The organism is Paenibacillus sp. FSL R7-0048 (assembly GCF_038004505.1).
GTDB classification, from domain to species: Bacteria; Bacillota; Bacilli; order Paenibacillales; family Paenibacillaceae; genus Paenibacillus_AQ; species Paenibacillus_AQ odorifer.
Genome location: NZ_JBBORF010000001.1, coordinates 1,676,838 through 1,701,423 on the forward strand (window position 1 = coordinate 1,676,838; position 24,586 = coordinate 1,701,423).

The 24,586-nt window shown below is 44.6% G+C and carries 18 protein-coding genes; 17 read left to right on the plus strand and 1 reads right to left on the minus strand.

Annotated features, from left to right (window positions below; translation table 11 throughout):
- Position 1 precedes the first annotated feature (1 nt).
- The 3 genes from NSQ91_RS07235 to NSQ91_RS07245 all read left to right on the plus strand — a co-directional run bounded on the left by NSQ91_RS07235 (position 2) and on the right by NSQ91_RS07245 (position 4,076).
- Positions 2-1,153 carry a PdaC/SigV domain-containing protein gene (locus NSQ91_RS07235; RefSeq protein WP_248547750.1) on the plus strand — a complete coding sequence of 384 codons (1,152 nt, stop codon included), beginning with the start codon at positions 2-4 and terminating at the stop codon, positions 1,151-1,153.
- A 396-nt stretch (positions 1,154-1,549) separates the two neighbouring features.
- Entirely contained in the window at positions 1,550-2,947 is a 1,398-nt protein-coding gene (locus NSQ91_RS07240; RefSeq protein WP_076302143.1) for an MATE family efflux transporter, read from the plus strand.
- 322 nt (positions 2,948-3,269) lie between these two features.
- Positions 3,270-4,076 (plus strand): AAA family ATPase, encoded by an 807-nt coding sequence (locus NSQ91_RS07245; protein WP_175619978.1) that lies wholly within the window; start codon positions 3,270-3,272, stop codon positions 4,074-4,076.
- A 102-nt stretch (positions 4,077-4,178) separates the two neighbouring features.
- On the opposite strand, the gene NSQ91_RS07250 is transcribed toward NSQ91_RS07245, so the two are convergent.
- Positions 4,179-5,216, minus strand: coding sequence for a LacI family DNA-binding transcriptional regulator (locus tag NSQ91_RS07250; RefSeq protein ID WP_076125304.1), 1,038 nt, complete (start codon positions 5,214-5,216; stop codon positions 4,179-4,181).
- A 465-nt stretch (positions 5,217-5,681) separates the two neighbouring features.
- Between NSQ91_RS07250 and NSQ91_RS07255 the strand changes: the two genes are divergently transcribed.
- The 14 genes from NSQ91_RS07255 (at position 5,682) to NSQ91_RS07320 (ending at position 24,523) form a co-directional block, all read left to right on the plus strand.
- Positions 5,682-6,602, plus strand: coding sequence for an ABC transporter permease (locus tag NSQ91_RS07255; RefSeq protein ID WP_076185370.1), 921 nt, complete (start codon positions 5,682-5,684; stop codon positions 6,600-6,602).
- Positions 6,603-6,619: 17 nt separating this feature from the next.
- Positions 6,620-7,501 (plus strand): carbohydrate ABC transporter permease, encoded by an 882-nt coding sequence (locus NSQ91_RS07260; protein ID WP_036675818.1) that lies wholly within the window; start codon positions 6,620-6,622, stop codon positions 7,499-7,501.
- 61 nt (positions 7,502-7,562) lie between these two features.
- On the plus strand, positions 7,563-9,176 hold the full coding sequence (locus tag NSQ91_RS07265) for an ABC transporter substrate-binding protein (RefSeq protein ID WP_076193509.1): 1,614 nt from the start codon (positions 7,563-7,565) through the stop codon (positions 9,174-9,176).
- A gap of 57 nt (positions 9,177-9,233) precedes the next feature.
- Entirely contained in the window at positions 9,234-10,715 is a 1,482-nt protein-coding gene (locus NSQ91_RS07270) for a glycoside hydrolase family 32 protein (protein WP_076305017.1), read from the plus strand.
- A 21-nt stretch (positions 10,716-10,736) separates the two neighbouring features.
- Positions 10,737-11,630 carry an ROK family protein gene (locus tag NSQ91_RS07275; protein ID WP_076305018.1) on the plus strand — a complete coding sequence of 298 codons (894 nt, stop codon included), beginning with the start codon at positions 10,737-10,739 and terminating at the stop codon, positions 11,628-11,630.
- 94 nt (positions 11,631-11,724) lie between these two features.
- Positions 11,725-14,274: a GH32 C-terminal domain-containing protein gene (locus tag NSQ91_RS07280; RefSeq protein WP_340917155.1), complete on the plus strand. Its 2,550-nt coding sequence runs from the start codon at positions 11,725-11,727 to the stop codon at positions 14,272-14,274.
- Entirely contained in the window at positions 14,271-15,527 is a 1,257-nt protein-coding gene (locus tag NSQ91_RS07285) for a family 16 glycoside hydrolase (protein WP_340917158.1), read from the plus strand. Before NSQ91_RS07280 ends, NSQ91_RS07285 begins: the two co-directional genes overlap by 4 nt.
- Positions 15,528-15,824: 297 nt before the next feature.
- The gene (locus tag NSQ91_RS07290; protein WP_076125296.1) at positions 15,825-16,826 is read left to right on the plus strand and encodes a LacI family DNA-binding transcriptional regulator; all 1,002 of its coding nucleotides are present in this window, start codon (positions 15,825-15,827) and stop codon (positions 16,824-16,826) included.
- Between the two features lie 21 nt (positions 16,827-16,847).
- The gene (locus tag NSQ91_RS07295; RefSeq protein ID WP_076125294.1) at positions 16,848-17,828 is read left to right on the plus strand and encodes an N-acetylglucosamine kinase; all 981 of its coding nucleotides are present in this window, start codon (positions 16,848-16,850) and stop codon (positions 17,826-17,828) included.
- 43 nt (positions 17,829-17,871) lie between these two features.
- Entirely contained in the window at positions 17,872-19,170 is a 1,299-nt protein-coding gene (locus tag NSQ91_RS07300) for a 6-phospho-beta-glucosidase (RefSeq protein WP_076307094.1), read from the plus strand.
- Positions 19,171-19,194: 24 nt separating this feature from the next.
- Positions 19,195-20,121 carry an ABC transporter permease gene (locus tag NSQ91_RS07305; protein ID WP_036675807.1) on the plus strand — a complete coding sequence of 309 codons (927 nt, stop codon included), beginning with the start codon at positions 19,195-19,197 and terminating at the stop codon, positions 20,119-20,121.
- A 59-nt stretch (positions 20,122-20,180) separates the two neighbouring features.
- Positions 20,181-21,071, plus strand: coding sequence for a carbohydrate ABC transporter permease (locus NSQ91_RS07310; protein WP_076125288.1), 891 nt, complete (start codon positions 20,181-20,183; stop codon positions 21,069-21,071).
- 33 nt (positions 21,072-21,104) lie between these two features.
- Complete coding sequence (locus NSQ91_RS07315; RefSeq protein ID WP_076219658.1) at positions 21,105-22,751, plus strand: extracellular solute-binding protein; 1,647 nt, start codon at positions 21,105-21,107, stop codon at positions 22,749-22,751.
- A gap of 38 nt (positions 22,752-22,789) precedes the next feature.
- Complete coding sequence (locus tag NSQ91_RS07320) at positions 22,790-24,523, plus strand: family 10 glycosylhydrolase (RefSeq protein ID WP_339190093.1); 1,734 nt, start codon at positions 22,790-22,792, stop codon at positions 24,521-24,523.
- Positions 24,524-24,586 lie beyond the last annotated feature (63 nt).

A 24,586-nucleotide genomic window follows, 5' to 3' on the forward strand; every position in this document is an offset into this window, starting at 1 on the left:
AATGGAAACTCAAGTTAAAAAATTCACAACTAAAAAGCGGATGTCCGTACTTCTATTGTCAGCAGCACTGGCTGCAGTTGGCACAGCGGCGGCTTTACCCGTGTCTGTCGGATCAGTTCATGCTGCAGCCACTACTGCAACAATAACCTCCAGGGTGAATGTCCAGGTTAAAGGTAAAGCAATCGGGACTCAGGCTTTCCTAAGCCCATTAGGTAATACACTCATTCCGCTTAAAGACGCAGCGCAAGCATTAGGTGCAGCTGTTAAATATGATAACAAAAATCATAGTGTAGAGCTTACCCTGGGAGAGAATACTGTAAATTATTCATTGGATATCGACAGTGCACTTGTAAAGTTAAATGGAAGCGGTCTGGGACAAAGATACGAAGCTCAGGTAATCGGAGGAACTTCTTTTGTTGCAGTGCAAGCCTTGGTTGAACCTTTCGGATATTTGGCCCAATGGAACGGACAAACCCGTACTGTCAATATCACGAATGCAGGAATGAATGAACTGACTATAACTGCCGGTAAACTCCAGTCTTCTAATTCCCATAAGGATGTAACCATCAATATCGTATATCCAGTTGTATCGCAGCTTGCGAATCAAAATGCCGAAGCGGCAATTAATAAAGCGGTGAAAGCTCAGGCACAGAAGTTTCTAGATGCCTCGGAAAAACAACTGGCTAAGTCTGGTGCTCCAGCGGAAGGAGCGACATACGATTTCGAACTGGCCTACAAGGTGACTTACAATCAAAATGGAGTGATTAGCTTCCTGCTTACCAATTATCAATACCTCGGCGGAGCTCATGGAGGCGGCTCACAAACAGGTCTTACTTACTCTCTGCAGGATGGTACGACAATGAAGCTGGGAGATTTGCTGAAATCCAACAGCAATTACAGTCAGGTTATTAAGAAATCACTTCAAGAACAAGTCCAAAAAGGTACTGAGTCTTCTATCTACTCTATTGACCTGTTCAATAAGTTAACTAAAGATGCTAATGCATACCTGGATAACTTCTACTTGACTAATGCAGGATTCACTGTGTTTTTTGTTCCAGGTGATATAGCAGAAAGTGTTGTAGGCAGTCCTGAATTCAAATTCACATGGGCTCAGTTCCTTTCGAATAATGCGGATCCGTTCGCTGCTTATTAGGTCGGTTTTTGACTTCAATCGTTTTTTTTCATCGTTACTTTATCACAAAAGAGTTTTTTTAAAAGCAACTTGCCAACTGGGAAGTTGCTTTTTTTGTTGAGTTAAGTAGGGGGGACTAAATGATTGCCTAGCATTCAAAATTGACCATGTACCGGAAACTTGCGGAGCCGCGACCACTCCTGCTGCAGTTTTTTAATAGAATGGAAATGAGAGGGGGCTATTCCGGGGAGATTTATATAAATTCAAAGATAAAATCCTATATGAGATAGAAACAATCCTTTTTGCGGTAGTTGCTAGCCAACATGTCTTATAGACTAGTTAATGCAAGGAGTCCCGTATAATTTTTGAACGACGACTTTGCATATTCAGTCAAAAGAAGGAGAGAAAATTCATATTATGAACACAGTAACACAGATAAACAACAGCAAAGACAAGCAGACGCATTTTATTCTCAACGGTAATCTTTGGAATATTATGGTCCAGTTATCATGGCCCGCTATCATCGCAATGGTCCTCTATGGCTTAAATGCGGTTATTGCCGCTGTATTTGTGGGAAGATTTGTCGGAGAGGAAGCACTGGCTGGGGTATCGGTAGCTTATCCTTTAACCCAGATCAGCTTGGGACTGGGCTCCTTGATTGGGGTGGGTGCCGGTTCTGCTTTAAGTTTAGCCCTCGGCAGGCAGGACAAAGAAATGCAGAAGCGTTTGATGGGGAATGTTAATTATCTGTCCATCCTTGTAACGCTTGTCTATATGGTATTGGGTTTGCTTTTCTCTACACAGCTGGTGCGAATCATGGGAGGAGAAGGGGAAACTCTGGCTCTTGGAGACAGCTATTTTAGAATTACGGTGATTGGTTCATTTTTCTGGATTTATGGACTGGCTGCCAACATGATTGTACGTGCCGAAGGGAAAATGAAATCGGCAGCCGTGGTAATGGGCATTGGACTGGCAGTTGATGTATTGTCCAATTATATTCTGGTAGCCTGGCTGAATTTTGGAGTAGAGGGTGCTGCCTGGGCTACAAATATCGGGATGCTGGTCTACACCTTGCTGGGATGGATTTATTTTGGCAAAGGATTTGCCTCATTCCGAACGAATGTCTTCGCAATCTATCGGGATGCTGCCACAATCAAATCCATAATTGGTCTGGGAATGTCCTCTTTCATTATGAACTTTATGAATCTGGTACAGGCTGTTGTAGTATTTAATGCACTCTCGAGATACGGGACTACAGCAGATATTGCATTTTATGGAGTGGTTTTTCGTGTATTCACCTTCCTGTTGACGCCGATATTCGGATTAATGCGCGCCTTGCAGCCAGTCATCGGCATAAATTTTGGAGCAGAACAGTATGAGCGCGCCATCAAAGCCTATAAAATATTCACACTCGTTTCCATGCTGCTGACTTTGCCTTTCTGGATAATTTCCATGATCTCGCCGGCTTCCATTCTGGGGCTAATGCTGCCGGATCAAATCTTTAAGACCAGCGAAATGTTATATTTCCGGTTGAACATGGCGGTTCTGCCGTTATTGTCGCTCATTTTTATGGCCATGACCTTTTTCCCTGCGATTAATAAAGGGAAGCCGGCAGCCGTTATCGGCATCACCAGACAACTTGTTTTTTATGTGCCAGTGATGCTTGTTTTGCCAAGATGGTTAGGCGTCTCCGGAGTATATTGGGGTTCGCTTGTAATTGATTCTGTGGTTGTAGTGTGGACGGTAATCCTGGTAACTAAGGAATTCACCCGGCTCAGAGCTAAGTCCAAGCTAGCCAGGACTTACAATATGTGAAGGCAAGATGCTGGAACTTCTGCTTTGCCTGGATGGCCGATTTAATAGATATACCCTAAAAGAGCCTTGGAATTATAAAGGCTCTTTTTTGTGCTACTGGTTGACATTATAAACAAAAAGAAAGTATGATATTTTAAATCGTAATAATTACGAATAAAAACAATGTGTATTTGAATTGATTTGTGAATAATGAATGGTCACAAGCGGACTCTATCGTTCCTCACGAGAACTTCGAGCGGCAATTAGAGCAGGTTGAACTGGATTCAGAAAGGATCTTTTGGATTTCTTAAAAATAACCATTTTAAAGGAGCTTCAATAAATAATGAATAAAAGCAGCACCAATCAACGTCTACCCAGAGCAAAAGGGATTGATATGGGTACCTATTATACACCCAAAGAATGTGCCAAAAAGGTTAGACATCTCGTCCTACCCGATATGAATCGAAAGATTGTCGAAGAATTCATCACAATCTTAGGTATGAGGGAAAGATTTGAAGAACATCGAGTTCCCATTCCCAATAAAGTGGTTATGTATGGTCCACCGGGCACAGGGAAAACACTGACGGCATTTTATATGGCTCAAATGCTGGAGCTTCCACTTATCCTGGTTCGACTTGATGCAATTATTCACAGCCATTTGGGCGAGACTGGAAGTAATATCCGGAAAATATTTGAGTATGCCAAAGCATCTCCTTGTGTTCTTTTCCTGGATGAGTTTGATGCCATTGCAAGAACACGGGAGAGTAATGACGAGGTTAAAGAAATGGCTCGTGCGGTGAATACACTGCTGCAATGTCTCGATGATTTTGGTGACAATAGCATTTTTGTAGCAGCGACGAACCTAGAAAATGAACTGGATAGAGCTATTTGGCGAAGGTTTGATACAAAAATGATTTATGCTAACCCGGATGAATCAAGTAGGCGTCAATATGTCGAACTGTTAATTAATGACTTTGAAAGTGAAGCTGGGTTGATGGAGGAGGCATGCGAACGTCTTTCCGGTTGCAGTTTTGCTGATATTGAACAAATTGTCCTGAAAGCGAAACGTAAGGCGATTATAGAGCATTGTCTGCTAAAACGAGAGCATATTGTTCTATCCTATGAAGAATACAATCCTTCCTTAAACTAATTGTGGGGTTATAAATACAGGACATTGTAATTGGAACAATTCAACGAAAAAAAAGAACCCCAGCGACGGAATTTTTAATCGCTTGGGTTCTTTTTAAATCCATCAACTGATATTAGGTGTAGAGTCTCTTAGGATGAGTTTGGTATAAATATGAGAAACCTGATAGGGTTGCTTCGGATCATGAATTCGGGAAAGTAGCATTTCAGCTGCTTTGACACCCATCTGATTACTATAAATATGAACAGTGGTGAGATGGGGTTCTACAATGCTTGATTCAGGACCATTATCAAAACCACAAATGACGAGGTCATTAGGAATGGAAAGCATATTTTTGAGTGACTTCATAAAGGTAACCGCAATATAATCGTTAGCACACACGAAAGCAGAAGGAAGCTGATTGATTTGGCTTAGCTTAGCATCTGCCCACTCCGGACTCGAAAAAAATAGTCGATCGTCATCGAGAATACATTGTGAGAGATCGAGATGAATCCCAGATTCTATCAATGCGCGATTAAAGCCCACCCATCTTTCATTAAAACTCCTACAGTGATTATAGTCCCCGATGAACCCCAGTGATGTGTAACCGCCATCAATTAACTTTTTTGTAAGTTGATATGTGCTGTGTTCGTTTTCCATGAGAAGTACATCTGCTTGGAATTCAGGGTAGCAGATATCGGCAGAGCAGTCGATGAAAATAGTTGGAATGCCTAGACTTGTAATCAGCTTACTATATTCGGAATTGAACAACTCAATACAAATAATTCCGTCTACATTGGCGACATCAAAATTATTTGGAAGAGACAAGGACTCCTGATCAATGTCTCTTATAATGTGCATGGATAAATTATATCCTTCTGCACTGATTCGTTTCTCCATGCCACTGATCAGTTTCGATCCAAAGTGGGAAGTGTTAGGTAAGTTTTCTGTTAATAAAGCGATATTTCCAGAGTTTCTTGGTTGAACACTCTCGGTGTCCATAAAAGCAAATTGTTTATATTTTAACTCTATCGCTTTCTTTATAACCTTGTTTCTAGTTTCATCAGGTATACCATTCGTTCCATTTAAGGCTTTGGAAGCTGTATTTCTAGAGATTCCTAAAGCATCCGCGATGTCTTGTATGGTTACTTTTTCCCTGGCCATCTATGTAATTCACCTCTATATTCTTGTTCTTAACCTTCGCCACAAATAGTGTACTGTTTGGCATGATTCCAACTCTCTTTAATGTATATTAGTTTACTCAAAATAGCAATATGATATTTACAAATGCACAATTTAGTTTACATTTTATCAGCGAATAAATGTGCAAAAAAGGTATTATTATTTTCATCTTCATGAGAATATGTTGACTTTAAAGTATATAACCCTATTTAAATTGGCTGTATTTGTAATTATGTAAAATTATATGCATCATTTATGAACATAATGCTTTGTCATATGCACATAAATAATTTTACAAAATGTATTGACGAACGATTAAGTGTTTGGTAAATTGTAAAAGCAGCAGGACATAAGCCAATTGAAAGCCCTTACTGCATCAAGATATAAACATTGATAAGAACGGAGGTAAAGGCATTGCAAAACCTAATAGAAGCTGAACACAGAACAATGGTGACCAAACATAAGAGCTCCTTACTAGACTATCTAAAGAAATACTACTTTCTTTATATTTTGCTCGCACCAGCTGTGATCCTGACCCTGATTTTTAAATACGGTCCTATGTATGGTGCGATTATCGCCTTTAAAGATTTCAGCCCAATCAAAGGGATTATGGGGAGTGAATGGGTAGGCTTGTACAACTTCGAGAAATTCCTGTCATCCCCCAACTTCGAAGTTATCTTTATGAATACGCTTAAATTAAGTTTCTTCGGATTAATTCTGAGTTTTCCAATCCCAATCTTGCTTGCGTTGATGTTAAATCAAATTCGCCGTGCAGGCGTCAAAAAGAACATTCAGTTGTTCTTGTATGCACCTAACTTTATTTCTGTTGTCGTTGTGGTCGGGATGTTGTTTATCTTCTTGTCCCCAACGGGACCGATTAACCAGTTTTTTACGTGGCTTACAGGTGAACCAATCATGTTCATGTCTCGTCCGGAGTACTTCCGTTCGATCTACATTCTTTCTGATATTTGGACCGGAGCCGGTTGGGCATCCATTATTTATGTAGCAGCACTTGCTAATGTCGATCCTGAGTTACATAATGCAGCCAATCTTGACGGCGCTAATCTTCTACAAAGAATACGCCATATCGATTTGCCAACCATTCGTCCAATTATGGCTATCGTATTTATCCTTGCAGCTGGTGGGATTATGTCCATTGGCTTCGAAAAAGCCTATCTCATGCAAACGGCGATGAACTTGCCAACCTCAGAAATCATTCCGACTTACGTTTATAAAATTGGTTTGCAGTCGGGCGATTATGCCTATTCAGCCGCAGTAGGGTTGTTTAACTCTATCATCAACATCGTCTTGCTCGTCACCGTTAACTTCACCGTGAAGAAACTGAATGAGGGCGAAGGTCTTTACTAAGAAAGGAGCAACAAGCTATGCCCATTAAACATTCCGGATTAGATCGCTTTATCGTCGTGCTGAACGCGATCTTCCTGACACTGGCCGTACTTATCATTGTACTTCCTTTGATTTATGTAGTGATTGCATCTTTTATGGATCCATCAGTTCTGCTCAGTAAAGGATTATCATTCAACCTTTCGGACTGGTCATTAGAAGGGTATATAAAAATTCTTTCTAATCCGGCCATGATCCGAGGTTTTGGTAACTCTGTTTTATACTCTGTTTCATTTGCTATGCTTACCGTTCTCGTCTCAATCTGTGCAGGGTACGCACTGTCTGATGACAGGCTCAAAGGAAAAGGATTCTTCATGACCTTGTTTATTATCACCATGTTCTTTGGGGGTGGGCTTATACCTACATACCTGCTCGTTAAGAATCTTGGTCTGCTTGATACAGTATGGGCGGTGATCATTCCAGGAGCAGTCAATGTATGGAACATCATTCTCTCTAGAACTTTCTTCAAAGGAGTACCGAATGAAATGAAGGAAGCCGCTAATGTCGACGGAGCTTCGGAGATGCGGATTTTCTTCAGTGTTGTATTACCGCTCTCCAAACCGATTGTTTTCGTGCTCGCTCTTTATGCTTTTGTGGGCCAGTGGAATTCCTACTTTGACGCCATGATCTATTTAGATAATCCGAATCTTCATCCACTGCAGCTCGTGTTGCGGTCCATCTTGATCCAGAATCAGGTAGATCCGGGCATGATCAGCGATCAACTCGCCATGGCGGAAATGAAACGATTGTCTGAAATCATCAAGTACGCTGCCATTGTTGTTTCCAGTTTGCCACTTATTGTTATGTATCCGTTCTTCCAGAAGTACTTTGAAAAAGGTGTTATGGTCGGTTCCCTTAAGTAGGAAACAGGCTGCACATAGATAAAGATTAATTCATTCATATCTAATTTGGAGGTCATACCCTATGAAAAGAATTAAGAAATCAAGAGTATCAACGAAAGTAGCTTCTGCATCTGTACTTGCTTCGTTTATGTTCCTTACTGCATGCGGTGGCGGAGGAGGAGGGGGAAGTGCAGCTAGTAAAGAACAGGACGCCAGCGGTAAAGTAACTTTGAACTTTATTACGCAAAGCTCTCCACTTGCACCCGTTGATCCAAATGAAAAACTGATTAATAAGCGTCTTGAAGAAAAGACGAATGTTCATATTAATTGGAAGAATTTCACGAAAGACGTATTTGTTGAAAAAAGAAACTTGGCTGTGGCAAGCGGCGATCTTCCTGATGCAATTTTTAATGCGGACTATAGCGACTATGAGCTGCTCAAGCTTGCTAAAGATGGTGCCATTATTCCGCTGAATGAGCTTATCGAGAACAATATGCCCAACTTCAAAAAGGTGCTGGAAGAAGCACCGGAATACAAGAGTATGATTACGGCACCAGACGGTAATATTTATGCCTTTCCGTGGATCGAAGAGCTGGGCAATGGCAAAGAAAGAATCCAGGCGGTAGACAGTATGCCTTGGATCAATGTGGAATGGCTTGAGAAGCTGGGCCTTGATATGCCTACAACAACAGAAGAATTAAAAGAAGTATTAATTGCCTTCAAGACAAAAGATCCAAATGGCAATGGTAAGGCTGACGAAATTCCTTTGTCCTTTATTAACAAGCCTGGAGCAGAAGATCTGGTTTTCCTATTTGCTTCATTCGGATTGGGGGAGAACCCCGACCACGCGGTTGTAAGCAATGATGGGAAGGTAATATTTACGGCGGCACAAGATGATTACAAAGAAGCCGTTTCTTTTATTAACGAGCTGTATAAAGAAGGACTCATTGATATTGAAGCCTATACTCAGGACTGGAGTACTTACCTTGCAAAAGGAAAGGATCAGAGATACGGACTTTACTTCTCATGGGATAAAGCTAACATCACTGGAGCAAATGACATTTACGAGGTTATGCCTCCACTTGCTGGACCAGATGGTGAAGTTAACGTAACAAGAACGAACGCGCTTGGTTTGGGCAGAGGTAAGATGGTTGTTACTAGCGCCAATAAGAACTTAGAAACGACAGCGAAATGGGTTGATCAACTCTACGATCCGATTCAATCTGTACAGAACAACTGGGGAACGTATGGAGACGATAAACAGCAAAATATCTTCGAATTTGATAAAGAAAAAGAAATGCTGAAGCATTTGCCGCTGGAGGGTGCAGCTCCTGTAGAACTACGTGAGAAAACAAGTGTCGGTGGACCCTTAGCTATCCTTGATTCCTATTATGGCAAATACACAACCATGCCGGATGATGCCAAAGGCAGAATGGATATTATCAAGAACATCATGGCGCCTAAAATGAAAGCAGAAAACGTAATGCCGAGTGTATTCCATTCCATTCAAGAACTTGATCGCCTTACGACAATTGAGACGGATCTGTTTGCCTACGTGCTTAGAATGCGTACTGAATGGTACCAAAATGGTAAAGTCGAAGCGCAGTGGGATGAATATTTGAAAGAATTGGACCGTCTGGGCCTGCAAGAATGGCTTGAAATTAAACAAGGCGGCTATGACAGAGCAAGCAAATAATAAACTATAAATAATATGCGGTAAATGCCGTGTTCGGGAGTAAAGGAGAAAACAATAATGTCTACGATTGCGAAACAAAATTACCGCGGAGTGTATCATTTTTCCCCTAAGGAAAAGTGGATGAACGATCCAAACGGAATGGTTTATTTTGAGGGTGAATATCATTTGTTCTTTCAGCACCATCCGGGTGGAATGACCATGGGAGCTATGCACTGGGGCCATGCGGTCAGCAAGGATCTTGTTACATGGGAGGAACTGCCTATCGCTCTCGCTCCAGATGAATTAGGTATGATTTTTTCCGGCAGTGCTGTAGTTGACTGGAATAATACGACTGGATTTTTTGAAGGTAAACCAGGTTTAGTAGCAATTTTTACGCATCATTTGGATATGCCAGAAGGCAAGCCAGCCATTCAGCGTCAAAGCTTGGCCTACAGTAAAGATAACGGAAGAACCTGGACGAAATATGAAGGAAACCCGGTACTTGAACATGATACATTCATTGATTTCCGTGACCCCAAAGTATTTTGGAATCAAGATACGAATCAATGGGTGATGATTGTAGCTTGTGGTCAAACGGTGTGTTTATATCATTCTCCTGATCTAATTAACTGGACATATGCCAGCGAATTTGGTAACGGAATCGGTTCTCATGACGGGGTATGGGAATGCCCAGACTTGTTCCCACTTGCTATTGATGGCGATCCTTCGAACACGAAATGGGTGATGCTTGTGAGCATCGGTGCGGATCCCGCTTTTGTGGAAGGGTCAAGAACTCAGTATTTCACAGGGGATTTTGATGGAGAAGTGTTCACGCCAGATGAAGATACGATAAAAGTTCGCTGGATTGATTATGGAAGAGATAATTATGCAGGTGTAAGCTGGTCTGATATACCGGCTGAAGATGGAAGACGACTATTTATCGGCTGGATGAGCAACTGGATGTATGCTAACAAGACGCCGGCAAAAGAATTCCGCGGCGCGATGACGATTGCAAGGGAACTTCAACTCGAATCAAGACAAGGGGAGATCTTTCTTGTGCAGAAGCCGGTACAAGAGTTGGAATCTGCTCGTGTACAGGTCCTTTCTGTGAAAGAGGCAACGGTGCAAGAAATCAATACTCTTCTTAAGGAGATTCACTTGGAATCTTATGAGATTATAGCTGAGTTCACTCGAGGTAAATCTGTAGGCTTCAAAGTAAGAGTAGGTGCGGATAGTCAAACAATAATCGGTATTAACGGTGAGACAGAGGAGCTTTATGTAGATCGGATGGCTTCAGGTCAGCATGATTTCCACGAACATTTCGTAGGACATCATTCAGCCAAGCTCGAAGCGCTTGATGAGTCAAATGATCTCCGTATTTTTGTGGATCGCTCTTCAGTTGAGGCGTTCAGTAATGGTGGTCAGGCAGTGATTACGGATCTTATATTCCCTGGACTAGAATCTAAAGGTATAGCTATGTTTGCAGAAAATGAGAATGACTTGCTGATTTCCCTGGATATCTATGAGCTTACTCCCTCTGCTGAGCAAGACAAGAATTAGTCATCGAGAGGAGTCATGTATATGCGTATAGGAGCGATTGAAGCTGGCGGGACGAAGTTTATATGTGGCATTGGGAATGAAAATGGGGAAATTGAAGATCAGATTAGTTTCCCAACAGAACATCCTGAGGTGACGTTGCCCAAAGTTATTCAATATTTTCAAGGCAAGCAAGTAGAAGCTATCGGAATTGGATCGTTTGGTCCGATTGATATTCACACAGATAGCAGGGCGTATGGTTACGTTACAACAACACCAAAGCCAGGGTGGGGAAATTACGATATGCTGGGCACTTTGAAAAGTAACTTTTCGGTTCCTTTTGGATGGGACACGGATGTCAATGCAGCGGCATTTGGTGAAGCCAAATGGGGCGCTGCTCAAGGATTATCCAGCTGTTTGTACTATACAGTTGGCACGGGTGTTGGTGTGGGAGTGTATTCAGAAGGTAAACTCATTCATGGTCTTGTACATCCTGAAGGGGGTCATGTTCTTACGAGACGCCATCCTGACGATGTATTCCCAGGGGGATGTCCCTATCATGGGGACTGCCTAGAAGGGATGGCGGCAGGTCCTGCTATTGAAGCAAGGTGGGGGAAGAAGGGCCATGAACTTCCTATGGATCATCTTGCATGGGAAATGGAAGCATTTTATATTGCACAGTCGATTACGGGTGCTATATTGCTTAACTCTCCTCAGAAAATCATTCTGGGTGGTGGTGTTATGCAGCAGTCACAATTGTTTCCACTGATCCGTCAGGCTGTGCTTCAGAACCTGAACGGCTATGTCAGCTCAAGTACTATTTTGGAACACATAGATGAGTATATCGTTCCACCAGGACTAGGCCAACAGGCGGGATTATGCGGTGCTCTGGCTCTTGGACTCACAGCACTGGAAAGTAAGATTTCTGCTCAATTGTAAAAGAATATATAGAGGAGGTCAGTGCAATGAATTGGCCTCCTTCTTATTTTACAATAAAAGAAATGATTGATGATAGAAAAAGAGGGTGAAGAGGATGGTTAATAAGGGAAAAGTAGTTTTATCCTTTCTCATGGCAACAGGATTTGTTATGACTTCCGCAGGCATATATGTAGCCAATCCCGGTATGGGTTGGGCTGCGCCCGCTGATCAGGAGGTAAGTAAACAAGCTAAGGAGGGGCTTTCTATTTTTGAAAGCGTAACCAAAACAAACACAAACTTGACAGGTTGGCAAATAAAAGGAAAAGGTAAGTTGGCGGATACTGTGGAAGGGATTTTACTGACTTCCGATCCACAAGAAAATGTAATGGCAATCTCCGAAACGGTGTCAGAGGATTTTATCTATGAAGCTGATGTCATGATCAAGGATATGCAAGCGGACGCGACCTTATTGTTCCGTTCTAATGAAGATGGCTGGGGTTCCTACATGCTCCAAATTGTTCCGAATGCAGGTATGATCCGCTTACGAGACGCAAGTGATGGTGAAGGGAAATTAAAAGAGGAGCGGAAGGTTACTGTTAAGGCAGGAGAGATCTATCATCTCAAGGTGAAAGCAGAGGGTTCATCACTGAAAGTATATTGGGACAATGAATATAAACCTGTGATTGAGGTTCAGGATGATGCGTATCGTACTGGTAAGTTGGGACTCAATGTATGGAATGGTTCTGTTTTGTTCCAAAATATTATCGTAAGCGACCTGAAAGGAAATTTGGGTGCTGTGGTTACAAATAAAGGACAATGGCAGCCTAATATCAACGGCAAGAAAGGAATGGCAGTAAACCAGATGAAGTCACAGCAAATTTATAATAAACAAGCTGCTGATTTTGTATATGAAGGAAATCTATCTCTTCGTCCTGATTCTGTTGCAGCGCTCGCCTTTCGTTCATCGGCTGATGGAACAAAGGGATATGAAGCAGCCCTGACAAAGGAAGGAAATCAGGTTCGTGTAAGTCTGACGAAAGCTAACGGAACAAGGATTGCAAGTTCACAGCATACCTATCCAAGTCAGGCCGGAGCAAAACATCATGTAGAGATAAAGGCGAAGGGAAACAGAATTCAGGTCTTTCTAGACGGATACACCCCGGCCGCAATCGATCTAACAGATAAAACCTATACCGATGGATATGCAGGAATCGTTGTTAAACAGGGAACAGCTTACTTCCAGGATACCTATGTGACGGATGCCAGCAATTATTATAGTGAAAAATATCGTCCTCAATACCACTATACGCCAATTCGTGGTTCTGCCAGTGATCCGAACGGACTTGTCTACTTCGAAGGTGAATATCATCTATTCCATCAGGACGGAGGCACTTGGGCACATTCTGTCAGTAAGGATATGCTGAACTGGAAGCGGCTTCCGATTGCGCTGCCGTGGAATGATCATGGGCATGTCTGGTCTGGATCAGCTGTGGCAGATTTGACGAATGCATCAGGTTTGTTCGGGGATTCAGGAGGTAAAGGTCTAATTGCCTACTACACTTCCTATAATCCCGATGGCCCGAATGGGAATCAGCGTATCGGTCTTGCATACAGCAAGGACCAAGGTCGTACTTGGGAATATTCCAAGACGCGTCCAATGGTTATCGGAAATCCAGGCGATAATGGAGGGGAGCCGGGAGGCTGGGATTTCCGTGATCCGAAAGTGATTCGTGATAATGACAATAACAGGTGGGTAATGGTTGTATCCGGTGGAGACCATATTCGTTTCTTTGCTTCAACGAATCTACTTGATTGGAACCTGACAGATAGTTGGGGATACGGGGACTATGTTCGCGGCGGTGTATGGGAATGTCCGGATCTGCTTCAGCTTTCGGTAGACGGAACATCACAGAAGAAATGGGTTCTGATGATTAGTACAGGAGCGAATTCAAAAACAGGCGGATCAGATGCTGAATATTTTGTGGGTCATTTAACAGCGGATGGTAAATTCGTTAATGATAATCCGGCAGGGAAAGTATTGCGAACAGATTTTGGAAAAGAATTCTACGCTTCAATGTCTTTTTCAAACATGCCAGATCATCGCAGCGTAATGATGGCGTGGATGACAAACTGGGACTATCCGTTTGCTTTTCCAACAAGCCATTGGAAAGGCGTACTGTCAATCCCAAGAGAAGTCTCATTAGTAACGACAAAAGATGGGATTCAGCTCGCTCAAAGCCCGATCAAGGAGTTGGGATCGCTGCGTAGTCAGCTGTATTCTACTGCTAACAAAGAGGTGAGTCCTTCTTCTCAGAATCTATTGAAAGGAGTTACCTCTGGTGCATACGAAATTGAAGCTGAAGTAGAAATTCCAGCAGGTAGTCAGGTTAGTGAATTTGGCTTTAACGTTCGTGTAGGGGGAAGTCAAAAAACGGTTGTTGGATATAAACCTGGTGAGGGTCGGATTTTCGTGGATCGGTCTGCATCTGGTTTGACGGATTTTTCGAGTCTATTTAATACAAGACATGAAGCGGCAATGCAAACGGAGAACAAGCGAGTTAAGATGCGTATCCTTGTAGATGAGTCTTCTATTGAGGTTTTTGGCAACAACGGTAAAGTTGTTTTCTCTGACGTCATTTTCCGGATCCAGCCAGCAGAGCTTTGAGTTTTTACACCAAAGGAGGCAACGTAAAAGTCGTATCTCTGAAGGTGAATCAGTTAGGCTCTGTATGGAATCAGGAGACGGGCTCAGCTACCAAGATAATGATGGATACAAGTGATCGCGAACTGAGCAAGGGGCAAAGCGACATACTTTTGGCGATGGTAGAGAATGGTACCGGTAATGGGGCACAGCCGCTTAAATGGAATTCCAGTAACAAGGATGTTGTTGAACTAAACGTGGTGGATAAATCCCAGGCAACCCTTGTAGCTAAAAAAGAAGGCGAGTCTATCATTACCGTCTCTACTCCAAATGGGAAGACATCCGCTAGCTTATTAGTTAAGGTATCTGGGGGTGAATTTCATACGAACTTAAGTGGGTGGACTAAAGATCTATCTGCAGCCTCCTGGGTCATTGGTGAAAATGGGATTCGTGGAAATTACTGGAGTGACGCGAATTATATCGCAGAGAAGCAGGCAGGAGATTTTACTTATGAAGCAGAGATGATGTTAGGGAAATCCGGAGGAGCAGGCTCTATGTTGTTCCGTGCCAGCGAAGATGGACGCAGCGGATACTACATAAATCTGGATCCGAATATGAAGTCCATCCGTCTGTTTTATAAAATCGACGGCCGTTTTGAAGAGCGTCAGATTCTAGCAAAAGTTCCGACGTTCATTCAGCCGGGTCAAACCTACAAAGTGAAAATCGAAGCGAAGGGCCCGCATATCGTGGTTTATGTGGATGGGCAGAAAGTGATCGACCTCCAGGACGGCACATTTGCAGAAGGCCGCTTTGGACTACATGTATTTGGTGGATATGCTTCATATCAAAACGTTAACGTGAGCGGAGAAACACCTGCCGATCTATACACTTCCAGTCTAGTAAATGCAGAACTACAGAAATCCCTTTATACAGCAAATCTCGCAAATGGTGAAGCTGTTACACTGAAGGCTGCGAATGATTTTACGGATCAGAAGTGGGTATTCGTGCCGACGGGGGACGATGCAGGCTCCTATTCTATTCGTACAACAGCCGGTCAGGCGCTTGATCTAGACACAGGGCAAAATAAAATCCAGTTATACCCTTATCTCGGATATAACAATCAGCGTTGGATTTTTCACAAAAATGATGATGGTACCGTAAGTATTATTTCTGCTCATCATAAGAAAGCGATGGAAGTATCAGCGGATGGGTCGACACTGTCCCTTAGCGAGCTTGATCCTACTCTTGATCGACAAAAATGGGTAATTACCAATTAACCTGAGGATGATAGAAGCAATGGAAGGGGGAATAGCGTGTCTAAAAAGCAACTTGTCTGCGGATGAGTTGCTTTTTGTTTTGGCTGCATTTTATGTATTGACGGATATTGGAAATGTAAGTAGAATGTAAATTAGTTAAAACCTTAAAACTTTTGTAAAGAATTTTGGTGTTCTTGATAAAGGAAAAACTGACATTCAGTGTGCAATTTTCAATCAGAACATAGAAATATCACGAAAGGTTAGGTTTTTTTATTTACCTAAAAAGTTTAATCGTTTAAACTTTCGGGTGACGGAGGTATGGAAGCTAAGATGAATATACATGATGTAGCCAAAAAGTCGGGACTCTCTGTAGTGACCGTATCCAGGGTGCTTAACAATTTACCCTCTGTACGGGAAGCTAATAGACAGAAAGTACTGAAAGCTATGGAGGAATTAAATTATCAGCCCAATTCAGCAGCGCGGAGTCTTGTGAGAGGCAAAACGGGAGTCATCGGGATGTCGATTACCAACTTTAACGACTCTTTCTATGACCGGGTTATTCGCGTGGTGAACCGGAAGCTGGCGGCGCAAGGGTATTTTTTAGCCCTATCGATCGCCGAGAATGAGGATGAAGGCGATAATTTCCTGTTTCAGAAGGATCGCGTTGATGGAATTATCCTGTTGTCCCCACTTGAAGAAAAGGCATATGTAGAGGAACTGAAAAGAAAAAATATTCCGTTTGTATTGCTGGATAACCAGTTTCAGCATGAGGATGTGCCTAGCGTCGTGGTCGATAACTATCAAGGCGGGTATGAGGCTACAAAGCACTTGCTCGATCTTGGGCACACTCAAATCGCCTATATTGGCGGCCCTTCGGTATTTCTAAGTGTAGCGGAGCGTAAGCGCGGTTATGTCCAAGCGCTCGAGGATGCCGGGTTAACGCCATTCGGAACGGAATACTGCAGTTTTACAGTAAGCGGCGGCTATGAGGTGGCCAAGAGATGGATCCGCGAAGATAAGCTGCCGACAGCTTTTTTTTCCGGGGACGATTTTATTGCTCTTGGAATGGTTCAGGCTCTCCGGGAAGAGGGAATTCGAGTACCCCACGATATCTCAATTGTTGGATTTGATGATCAGCAGTTCGTAGGTGAATTTTACCCGCGGTTAACGACGGTCAGACAACCTGAGGCACAAATGGGCAATATAGGCGTTGATTTACTACTAAAAATGATCAACGGGGAGGTGATGCCGCCCGCTGTAACGAAGCTTGCTCCGCAGCTACTCATTCGTGAATCCACCGCATCTGTTAGATTACCTTGAATTTTAGGAGTGAAATCATCCGTGAAGTATTTTTTGGGAGTTGATGCAGGAGGCAGTAAAACCCATGCAATGATTGCAGATGAACAAGGGAAGGTCATCGGAGTTGGCAAGGGTGGGATCGGAAATCATCAAATAAACCGTGAGCAGGCGGTGAACAGTTTGCAGCAGGCCATATCGGAAGCAATTATGGCGTCAGGGCTGACCAAGGATCAGCTGGATTACTCCTGGTTCGGCTTAGCGGGAGCGGACAGAGAGGCTGATTTCCGGATTTTGCGACCGATCATCAGCAGCTTTGATCTTCCCCAAACTGAGATTTCCTGCGACACCTGGATTGCCTTGCGGTCAGGTACAGAGAAGAACTATGGGATCGTGCTGATTTGCGGATCAGGCGTGAACTGTAGTGGTAAAAATCCGTTGGGTGCTACATACCAATGTGGTGGATTCGGCTACCGGTTCGGGGATTATGGCGGTGGCTATGATTTAAGTATTGAGGTATTCCGTAGCGTCCTTCGGGCGGATGAGGGAAGAGAGAAGGAGACGGTCCTAACCGAACGCTTAACGGAATTGTTGGGCTATTCCAATGTTTCGGAGCTAAGAGAGGATTACCTGGATCATTTCAGAGACCTGCCTCCCCATATTGCTGAACTATTGTTTCAAGCGGCAGAGGAAGGGGACCAGGTTGCCACCGAGCTGCTGGTCAAGCAAGGGGATGAGCTGGGTTTGGCCGCGGCATCGGCCATCCATCGCTTGGGCATGGAGGAGGACTTCTTCGACATCGTACTTGCAGGCAGCCTGCTGACAAAGGGAGACCGCTCAGGCATCATCCGGCGGGCCATTGAGAGAAGAGTGAAGTTGTCGGCTCCGAATGGCACTTTAAGGATTTTGACCCGGGAGCCGGTTGTAGGATCGGTCGTTCTGGCTATGGAAAGCAGCGGTATGCGTGTAGATCAGAAGGTTCTAGATAATCTATCACAGGGGAAAGTACTGAACACAATAGGCTAGTTTTTATAAGACCAAAATGAAAAAGATGAAGGAAGGGTCTATCATGGAGGAAACATTGAAGCTGGTTGTCATCGGAGCGGGATCATCGTATACGCCTGAGCTTATTGAAGGCATCATCCTGCATCACCAAGAGCTTCCCATTCGCGAAGTATGGCTGGTGGATATTGAGGAGGGAAGGGAGAAGCTGCATACGATTGCAGAACTGAGCAAACGCATGATTGCTGAGTCCGGACTGCCGATTACCGTGGTCCAGACGCTTGAGCGCAGGGAAGCCATTGCCGGAGCGGACTTTGTATGTACGCAAATCCGGGTAGGCATGCTGGAAGCGCGCAAATGGGATGAATTAATTCCGCTTCAATACAATGTCATCGGCCAGGAGACGACAGGTCCCGGAGGGATGATGAAAGGCCTACGGACTATCCCGGTCATTCTGGATATTTGCAAAGACATTGAGGAGCTGGCTCCGGATGCCTGGTTGCTGAATTTTACGAATCCGGCCGGTATGGTGACTGAAGCTGTTCACAAATACTCATCGGTAAAAAGTGTAGGCCTGTGCAACTCGCCGATCGGTTTTCAAAAGTGGCTCTCCGAGTTCTTCGGACTTCCTATGGAGAAAATCTACGCGGAGTTTGTCGGCATCAACCATCTGCACTGGGTATCCGATATCGTGATTGACGGTAAAAGCAAGCTGCAGGAGCTCATTGATTACCCGCAGAGTTACAAGGCGAGCAATGTGCCGTTTGATTCCTGGGACTACCGGTTTCTGAATGCTTTGAAAGCGATTCCCTCTTATTACCTGAGCTATTACTATATGACGGACGCGATGCTTGCGGAACAGAAGGAAGCAGCAGCAACGACTGGATCGCGCGCTGAGGTAGTGAAGAAGGTGGAGGAAGAGCTGTTTGAACTGTACCGGAACGTAGCGCTGAAGGAAAAGCCCAAGCAGTTGGAACAGCGCGGCGGAGCCTACTACTCGGAGGCGGCAGTGCTGCTGATGCGCTCCATTTATAATGATTCCCGCGATATCCAGACGTTGAATGTAAGGAATAACGGAATGATTGACTTCTTGCCGGACGATGCCTCTATTGAGGTGAACTGTATGGTAACCAAGCAAGGCCCGCTGCCGATTCCGCTGCGTATAATTCCTCAGCCCATCAAAGGCTTGCTGGCCGCGGTCAAGCAATACGAGAGCCTCACCATCGAGGCGGCTGTGCACGGAGACCGGGATATAGCCCTACAGGCTATGGTTCATCATCCGCTCGTGCCTTCGGTCACCGTAGCTGAACAACTGCTGGATGAAATGCTGGAGAAGAACAAATCGTTGTTGCCGTTGTTTCACTAGAATCGTCCAGAGGGGGAAAAGCGGATGAACACGGCCGAGAAACCGCGTAGATGGAAGAAATTTATCAGTCAATTGGATTTGCAGTCCATGGTTTGGCCGGGAATTATCTTTGTATTCATTTTTAGCTACATTCCGATGTATGGCGTGGTTATGGCATTCCAGCAATACGATATTTTTGGCGGCATTATGAAGAGCCCCTGGGTTGGATTTATGCATTTCAGAATGTTCTTCGAGGCGCCGGAGTTCTGGAATGTGATGCGAAATACCCTTGTGATTAGCTTGCTTAAATTGATTATCTCTTTTCCTGCCCCGATTCTTCTTGCGCTGATGCTGAATGAAATCGGGAATATGGGCTTTAAACGCATTATCCAGACCGTCAGCTATTTACCTTATTTCCTGTCCTGGGTTATAGTATCCGGTTTTGTATTTTCGCTGTTATCCGTTGACAACGGGACGGTGAACTATGTGCTGGAGCGATTCAATCTGGTAGGGGAGCCAGTTAACTTCCTGGCGTTACCCAAATACTTCTGGTCGATTCTAGTAAGCGTAAATGTGTGGAAAGAGGTCGGATTCGGGAGCATTGTCTACCTGGCCGCGATTGCAGGCATTGATCCAACCCTATATGAGGCCGCTTCTATAGATGGAGCAAGCCGGTTTAAGCAAATTCACTTGATTACACTCCCCAGCATTACCCCCATTATCATTATCTTTATGATTCTTGCCATCGGCAGTCTGCTCAGTGCGGGCTTCGAGGACATTTTGCTGCTGGCAACCAATCCAATTCTGCGACCCTACTCCGATGTTATCGACACCTATGTGTACCGTGTTGGGATTTTAAATGCCAGATTCTCTTATGCGACAGCGGTAGGGCTATTCAAGGCGGTGATCAGTGTCATTCTGCTAGTGACGGCCAACAAAATCGCTCGCCGGGCAGATGTTAGTCTCTGGTAGTACTACTACTCATAGCGAATGCTTCCGATGCTCCATAAACCTTTTAGGAGGAGTGAACAATGAGACTAAGCCTAGGCGACAAAATCATGCAGCGGAGTATTTATATCCTTTTGACGCTGCTGGCGTTACTCATGCTATACCCGTTTTGGAATGCGTTGGTCATTTCCTTTAATCTAGGGAGCGATACGGCGCTCGGCGGTGTAACCTTGTTACCGAGAGCATTTACCCTGGAAAATTATTATATTGTGTTTCAGGATCAACGCCTGCTGAATTCTTTTCTGATCACCATTCTTAGAACGTTAAGCGGCACGGCATTGTCTGTCTTTTTCACGGCACTGTTAGCCTACGGAATGTCCAAGAAGACATTGCTTTTTCGAAAACAATATATGGTGTTCTTCATGATTACGATGTTCTTCAGTGGAGGGCTCATCCCTAGTTATTTACTAGTTCGCTCTTTGGGTATGCTGGACACCTTTTGGGTGCTGATTATCCCCGGCATCATCAGTGTCTGGAACATGATTGTCATCCGCACCTTCTTCCATGCTCTGCCGGAGGGGTTGGAGGAATCTGCCAAAATCGACGGCAGCAGCAACTACGGCATTTTTTTCCGAATCGTCATTCCCGTCTCCGGCCCGGTGCTGGCCACGATTGCCTTATTCACCGCAGTAGGTTATTGGAATGACTGGTTTACGGGAGCGATCTATATTACAAAGGATCACTTGCTCCCTATACAGACCCTGCTGCGCCAGATTATGAACTCCAACATCATGACCCAAATTGGCTCATCGAATGCTATCGCGCTGGATCATATGAACCGGAATCGGACGATTACCACGAAGTCACTGACTATGGCTACGATGATGATCGCTACCATTCCAATTATCCTGACGTATCCTTTTCTCCAAAAGTACTTTGTTAAGGGCGTAATGATTGGTTCGATGAAAGAATAGCAGTCTCCATATTATGTAGAAAGAAGGGAAAAGATGCGCAATCGTATGAAATGGGTATCTCTTTTGCTGACTTCACTGGTGCTTCTTCTCGCTGCCTGTAGCGGAGGAGGAAATTCTAACACTTCACCAAACACAAGCGAGAAAAATCTGAATACTGAGGCCGCCACAGATGACGGCAGCGGGATCAAGCCCGTCACCTTCAGCTTCTATGGAAACTATGACTGGCTTACGACATCACCCTGGGGGGATAATGAGGCGACAAAATGGATTCAGGAGAACCGTAAGGTTACTGTTGAACCCATACAATCCGGAGGAGCGGCCGGAGAAAAGCTCAACACGATGATCGTCGGCGGTGATTTACCGGATGTCATTTTTACTGACCGGGGATCCTCAGTGGAGCGGCTGGTGCAGGCAGGACAACTCGTTGCGCTGGATGATTACTATGAGAAGTATCCGAACTTCAAGAAATATGTGAAGGAATCCACCCTGAATTTGCTCCGTTCAGAAGACGGGAAAATCTATCAAATCCCGAACTGGTATACATCCGGGCAATTCGGCAACGGCGGATGGATGGTGAATAAAGATATTTATAACGAACTCGGCAGACCGGCGCTGGAGACCTTTGATGATTTGTATCAATATTTGCTTAAGGTGCAAGAAAAGTATCCGGATGTAGTACCTCTGGAGGTTGGGGAGAAGGGGGCAGGTCTGGAAATTATGTATGGTGGTTTTAAGGAGAACTCCACCAGTAAGTTTATTTCACTCATGGGATATCCGGATGGCGACAAGCTGTCATCTATCTTGGATGATCCTGCTTACGAAGAGATGGTGCTGTATATTAATAAGCTGTATCGTGAACGGCTGATTACGCAGGATGCACTGCAGCAAACCCAGGATGCGGTCAAAGAAAAGGTCAATACCAACCGGGTAGCAGTCATGGTCGAATCCAATATCACTACGTATGGAGCCGAGGGACACCGGGCACTGACAGCGAATAATCCGGACAGCGGTTATGAGATTATATGGCCGATTCATAAATCCGGACTAGACAAAACACGAGTGTTTGTAAGCGGCTTTGAGACGCTGGGTTGGAACGTTAATGTCATTACGAAAAAGGCCAAGGATCCAGAGGCCATCTTCGCTTATTTTGACTGGATTACGGGTCCGGAGGGGCAGAAGGTGCTTTTCTTCGGTCCTAAAGGCTTGTACTGGGATGAAGAGGATGCGGACGGAGCTCCAATCCCGAACGAGAAATACAAGACGACTCCTGCTAACGAGCGTACGGAAACGATGCGGAAATTCGAGGACTTTAACTGGGCGGGAAATACGACCTTTATTGATACGGCGAAAATGAGCCTCGAGGCGTTGCTTTCCGCGAACCAGAAATCCTGGGAGACCGTGGCGCAGTCCACGGTGACCTGGAAAACCGCGTTGGATATCACAGAGTTTGTAAATACCGATCCGATTCCGGATACGGAGATCGGCATCATCGCACAGAATATCGGGGATATTTATACCCTTGCTTACGCCCAGATGGTTCAGGCGAAGTCGGATGAAGCGGTGTTGTCGGCGCTAAAGACAGCTAAAAAGAACACCGAAAAAGCGGGGCTTGCTAAGCTGCTTGAATTCAGAACCGAAAAATGGCAGGAAAATGTTAAGAAAATCAACGCGACGAAATAAGACTATTTATAAAATCTTATAATTGTGGAGGCGAGATTATGGCATTTGCGTTGAGATCGAGGTTCATAGCACTGTTAAGCATCGTGTTGGTTTCTTCGATAGCCGGTGGTTCCGTTCCTGTTATGGCCGAAGAGGAGAGTAACCCCCCTTTCGAAACGGAAGTTATTGTACGGACCGTAAACCAGTTTAAGAACATGGCGGATGTCCAGAATTTCATCGCGCTGTCTACAAGCTATGGCGTCGATGTTATTAGCATGAACGTGAAGCAGGATGAAGATGATGAGGTTCCGTCTGGAAGTGTATTTTATCAGAGTGATATCGCACCAATTGCCCAAGGCTACCAGAATTTCGATGCCCTGCAGGCTGTCATTACGGCAGCCCATGCTGTAGGAATCAAGGTTCATGCCTGGATTCCGCAGTTCCATGATCAGCAGGCTTTCCTGGAGCACGATGAATGGCAGATGCAGGCGCTGGTTGACGGGGTTCAGACACCGTTTACAGGTTCTAACGGCAACGAATACTTCGTCAATCCGATTCACCATGAAGTGCAGGAGTATGAGCGTTCCATTATTCAGGAAGTAATCGAGAATTATGATGTGGATGGCGTTGTGCTGGATTGGATCCGCTTCGACAATTACAACATGGACGTCAGTGATTACACGGCCCTGAAGTATCAGGCGCAGTTCGGGTATTCACCGCTCAGCATTGACTTCGAGACAGATTCGCCTCAGCGTGAGCAGTGGAATGAATGGAGAACCGAACAAATCGGACAGTATGTGGGCGATATCCGTCAGGATATCACACAGTCCTCAAAGCCGGATGTGCAGCTCGGCGTGTATATTTTGCCGCCAGAATTCATTGAAGTTGGGCAGAATGTAGCCAAATTCAAGGATGATATCGACTTTGTTGCACCAATGGCGTACTTTGATGACTGGGAGTTCAACAGTGATTGGGTATACAGCACTTCCTACGGAATCCTGAAGGATACGAGCGACCGGATTAGCGGCAGTGACGTGGAAATTGTTGCGACGCTGGATAATGATTGGACAGATGATCAATATCAGGAGATTTACAAGGGAATCCGCGAGAATTATCCAGGTGTGAAGCGTCTGTCGTTCTTTGCTTACGGGGCCTGGCCAGAAGATGAGCTAGCCAATATCAAAGAACGTGAAACCTGGCCTACGCCAGGCTGGACGCCTGCGGTAGAACAAGACTATCCGGCTCAATTACCAGCAGGGTGGAAGGCGCGAAATATTGGTTCCATGCCGGGGAACGTTACCTACAATTCTTCCAATAAGCAATTTACACTCAGCAGCAGCTCTACGGATATCTGGGGAAATGGAGATCAATTGAATTATATATACCAATCCGTGCGGGGCGATGCGGAGATTATTGTTAAAGTGCATTCCACTAGCCGATTGGACGGCTGGGCCAAGGCCGGCATTATGATTCGGGAGTCGCTGGGTCATAATTCGAAGCACGCAGATATGATGCTTACCCCGGAAAATGGGGCCACCTTCCAGTATCGTGCAGAGACTGCGGGCAATATGGTTGATCAGACTGCGGCTGCCTCGGCTCCAAGATGGCTAAAGCTGACCCGAAGTGGAAATACCTTCAAAGGGGCTATTTCGACGAACGGGAATAACTGGCAAACGGTCGGAACTGTTCAGATTCCGATGAACCGCAAGGTGTATATTGGCATAGCACTTAGCAATCCCGGGGATGACTCGAGGAATAAGGCTGTGTTTGGAAATGTGAAGATTACGGATTAAGCCTAATACAAGGGCACCGGTTCTTCTTTATCCGGGGGAGTTTTCGTTTATCAGGTTAACCAG

Coding starts and splice junctions, on each gene's coding strand:
- NSQ91_RS07235 (WP_248547750.1), top strand. CDS start 2: ATGGAAACTCAAGTTAAAAAATTCACAACTAAAAAGCGGATGTCCGTA.
- NSQ91_RS07240 (WP_076302143.1), top strand. CDS start 1,550: ATGAACACAGTAACACAGATAAACAACAGCAAAGACAAGCAGACGCAT.
- NSQ91_RS07245 (WP_175619978.1), top strand. CDS start 3,270: ATGAATAAAAGCAGCACCAATCAACGTCTACCCAGAGCAAAAGGGATT.
- NSQ91_RS07250 (WP_076125304.1), bottom strand. CDS start 5,216: ATGGCCAGGGAAAAAGTAACCATACAAGACATCGCGGATGCTTTAGGA.
- NSQ91_RS07255 (WP_076185370.1), top strand. CDS start 5,682: ATGGTGACCAAACATAAGAGCTCCTTACTAGACTATCTAAAGAAATAC.
- NSQ91_RS07260 (WP_036675818.1), top strand. CDS start 6,620: ATGCCCATTAAACATTCCGGATTAGATCGCTTTATCGTCGTGCTGAAC.
- NSQ91_RS07265 (WP_076193509.1), top strand. CDS start 7,563: ATGAAAAGAATTAAGAAATCAAGAGTATCAACGAAAGTAGCTTCTGCA.
- NSQ91_RS07270 (WP_076305017.1), top strand. CDS start 9,234: ATGTCTACGATTGCGAAACAAAATTACCGCGGAGTGTATCATTTTTCC.
- NSQ91_RS07275 (WP_076305018.1), top strand. CDS start 10,737: ATGCGTATAGGAGCGATTGAAGCTGGCGGGACGAAGTTTATATGTGGC.
- NSQ91_RS07280 (WP_340917155.1), top strand. CDS start 11,725: ATGGTTAATAAGGGAAAAGTAGTTTTATCCTTTCTCATGGCAACAGGA.
- NSQ91_RS07290 (WP_076125296.1), top strand. CDS start 15,825: ATGGAAGCTAAGATGAATATACATGATGTAGCCAAAAAGTCGGGACTC.
- NSQ91_RS07300 (WP_076307094.1), top strand. CDS start 17,872: ATGGAGGAAACATTGAAGCTGGTTGTCATCGGAGCGGGATCATCGTAT.
- NSQ91_RS07305 (WP_036675807.1), top strand. CDS start 19,195: ATGAACACGGCCGAGAAACCGCGTAGATGGAAGAAATTTATCAGTCAA.
- NSQ91_RS07310 (WP_076125288.1), top strand. CDS start 20,181: ATGAGACTAAGCCTAGGCGACAAAATCATGCAGCGGAGTATTTATATC.
- NSQ91_RS07315 (WP_076219658.1), top strand. CDS start 21,105: ATGCGCAATCGTATGAAATGGGTATCTCTTTTGCTGACTTCACTGGTG.
- NSQ91_RS07320 (WP_339190093.1), top strand. CDS start 22,790: ATGGCATTTGCGTTGAGATCGAGGTTCATAGCACTGTTAAGCATCGTG.